This window comes from Streptomyces thermovulgaris, assembly GCF_002155915.1.
Classification (GTDB): domain Bacteria; phylum Actinomycetota; class Actinomycetes; order Streptomycetales; family Streptomycetaceae; genus Streptomyces; species Streptomyces thermovulgaris.
Genome location: NZ_MUME01000360.1, coordinates 1 through 3121 on the forward strand (window position 1 = coordinate 1; position 3121 = coordinate 3121).

3 protein-coding genes are annotated in these 3121 nt (G+C 73.4%); 1 reads left to right on the forward strand and 2 read right to left on the reverse strand.

Annotated features, from left to right (window positions below):
- A partial coding sequence (locus tag CCN35_RS24105; RefSeq protein WP_107501091.1) for a HemK2/MTQ2 family protein methyltransferase occupies positions 1 to 517 on the reverse strand: 517 nt, incomplete at its 3' end.
- A gap of 41 nt (positions 518 to 558) precedes the next feature.
- Positions 559 to 1572, reverse strand: coding sequence for an iron-containing redox enzyme family protein (locus CCN35_RS24110; protein WP_086794337.1), 1014 nt, complete (start codon positions 1570 to 1572; stop codon positions 559 to 561).
- A gap of 638 nt (positions 1573 to 2210) precedes the next feature.
- Between CCN35_RS24110 and CCN35_RS24115 the strand changes: the two genes are divergently transcribed.
- On the forward strand, positions 2211 to 3121 hold a 911-nt coding region (locus CCN35_RS24115), incomplete at its 3' end, for a S1 family peptidase (protein WP_211285570.1).

Consider the following 3121-nt stretch of genomic DNA (forward strand, 5'->3'; position numbering starts at 1 on the left):
GCTGAGCGGCCCCGGCCGCACGCAGCAGGTCCAGGGTGCGGCCGGGGCCGCTCAGCGCGGAGTGGACGACCAGCAGGACGCCCCCGGGCCGCAGCAGCGGGGGAGAGTCCCGGCAGATCCGGTCCAGCACCAGCCGTCCGTCCTGTTCCGCGTCCCAGGCGCGGCGCCTGCCGCGCGGCCCGCGCCGGGTGTCGGGAGCCGGTACGTACGGCGGATTGGCCAGGATGACGTCGAACGACCGCCCGCGCACCGGGTCGAAGAGGTTCCCGTGGTGAATGCGGACCGGAAGCCGGTACAGCCGGGCGTTGAGCCGGGCGGTCCACACCGCGCGCCGGGAGATGTCCACGGCGGTCACCTCGGCGCCCCGCCGGGCGGCCGCCAGTGCCAGCGCACCGCTTCCGGTCCCCACGTCGAGGACCTGCGCGCCCGGCGTACGCGGTTCGTCGGCCAGGGCCTCGGCCAGCAGCGCGGTGTCGTCCTGGGGAGCGTAGACACCTGGAAGCAGCAGTGCATACACGGTCGGCGAGTACCCCGGTGCCCGGAAAGTACCTGTGACACTCAGGGAGCACCTGTCACTTCCTGGGCGAGAGGGGTCCGCAGCGACGACCGCCCGGCGCGCCAGTCGGCGAGCAGCCGTGCACCCAGACGGTCCTCCAGATAACCGGTCGCGTCGATGCCGAAGGTCACGTCGGCCGCCAGGTGCGGCTCCTCGGCCAGCAGGCCGCCGAGCACGTCGTGCCGCACCACCTGCTCGTGCACGGCGTCCGCCTCCACGTGCTCGTCGTAGAAGAACTGCGCGGCCGGTCCGGCCCCCGTCCGGCGCAGTGCCTCGGCCAGCCGCCGCGAACCGGGGGAGGAGGTGATCTCGACGGCGGCGAAGTGGCCCACCAGGGCGCCCCGCAGCTCGCGGTGCAGACCGAACAGGGACATCAGGTTCACCGTCGCCAGGGCCTCCGCCGAGGCCGCGTCCAGATAGCGGCCGTAGGCCGTGTCCAGGCCCAGGTCGGTCATCAGATCGGCGAACAGCCGGGCATGGACGCGCTCGGCACGGCCGCCGCCCCACTCGTCGAACTCCACCGCCGCCATGGCCGCCTTGGCCCGGCCCCACAGGCGGGGCAGCACCCAGGCGTGCGGGTCGGCCTCCTTGAGGTGGTACAGGGAGCGCTGGGCCGCGTACTCCCGCAGCTGCCACAGGGTGCCCTCGTCCCGCAGATAGTGGCTGACGCCCGTGCCGCGGACCGGTTCGACGAGAAGGGCGGCGAGCGCGTCGTCGAGGCTGTCGTGCACGGGGGTGTCGGCGCGCAGCGCGGACAGGAACCGGTGCTCCAGCGCCGACCGGATCCGCAGCAGCTCCGGGTCCCACTCGCGCCGTGCGTCGACTCCGGCGAAACCCCGGTAGTGCAGCTCGTAGCAGAGATACAGGGCGAGCTGGAGATCGTCGCCGTACGCCGCCGCCCCGCCGATCTCCTCGGCGCGCGGCAGCGGCCCGGCGTCCCGCAGATATGCCGTCACGGCGGCGGAGACGGGGCCCCGGGCGGGAGGAAGCTCGGGTTCTCGGTGGTCGTGCCGCATGCGGCCCGGGTACCCCGCCCGGGGTTTTCATGTGTCCACGGCGGGATCCGGCAGGGGCCGCTCGCGGACGTGGACGCTCCCTGCCGGATCCCGCAGCCCCGACCCGCTCCGGCCGGTCACCGCCGGTGCCGCGAGGACACCGGACGCACCGCACCGCGACGGCGCCCGGCCCCGCCGCCTCCGCGGTCACCGGCCGGCTCCGGTCACTGGCCGGCTCCGGTCACTGGCCGGCCTCGGCCGTCGGCCGGCGACGACCGGACAGGCTCCGGCCGGCCCGTGCAACGGCACAGCACTCCGCATCGCGCTCCGCCCGATCGCACTCCACCCGACGGCATTCGCGTCCATGACGCGCCCTGCCGTGAGGCCCGTGCAGCGCCCCGCCGCCAAGTGCGCCGGCCGCGGTGCCGCACCGCGCGCCCGTGTCCGCCGCCCCGGAGGACAGGACCCGACGGGGCGTCAGGCGGGCGCCGGTACGGCTCCGGACGTGTGCGAAGGCCGGCCGATTCCTTGCGGTGGAGGACGAGTTGGCGAACGGGATTGAACATGTCACGCGCCCCGTGCGTATCAGAGGCCATCCAGGCGTCCCCCCAACCACCGCTGGACGGTGGCCAGGACCCCGTCCACAGGAGGTCGAGAAGTTGAGTCACAAGCGAATTCCGAAGCGCAAGGCCGCGATTGCGGCAGGCGGCGTGGTGGCGCTCGGCGCGGCGGCCATACTGCTCCCGAACGCCAACGCCTCCCAGGACGGCGCGACGGAGAAGGTCACCCCCAGGACCCTGAAAGCCAAGGACGCCTCACACCTGTCCGCACAGCTCGCCAGAACCCTCGGCGACTCCTACGCCGGCGCGTACTACGACGGTGACAGGCAGCGGCTCGTCGTCAACGTGGTGCGCGGCGACACCGCCATGGCCGACCGGGCGAGGAAGGCGGGCGCGGTCGTCCGCCAGGTCGACAACAGCACCGCCGAACTGAAGTCCGTCGCACGGACGTTGAGGAGCAAGGCCGCCATCCCCGGCACGGCCTGGACCGTCGACCCGCGCACCAACAAGGTCGTGGTCACCGCCGACAGCACGGTCACCGGCGCCAAGTGGAACAAGCTGGAGTCCACGGTCGAGAGCATCGGCTCGGGCATGGCCACCCTGAAGAAGACCGCCGGGACCTTCAAGACGTTCGCCTCCGGCGGCGACGCCATCTTCTCCCGGGCCCAGGGCGGCAACGTCCGCTGCTCCCTCGGCTTCAACGTCACGGCCGCCGACGGCAGCCCCGCCTTCCTGACCGCCGGGCACTGCGGCGGCCCGGGCACGCAGTGGTCGGACGCCCCGAACGGCCGGCCGATCGCCACGGTCGAGCAGTCCACCTTCCCCGGCAGCGACTTCGCCCTCGTCAAGTACGACGACCCGAACACCCAGGCGCCGAGCGACGTCAACGTCGGCAACGGACAGACCGTCCGGATCAACCAGGCCGCGGAGGCCACCGTCGGCACGACCGTCTTCCGGATGGGCAGCACCACCGGGCTGCGCAGCGGCCAGGTGACCGGCCTCGACGTCAC

Excerpts from the sequence above, each read along its gene's own strand:
- CCN35_RS24110 (WP_086794337.1), bottom strand. The coding sequence starts at position 1,572 with ATGCGGCACGACCACCGAGAACCCGAGCTTCCTCCCGCCCGGGGCCCC.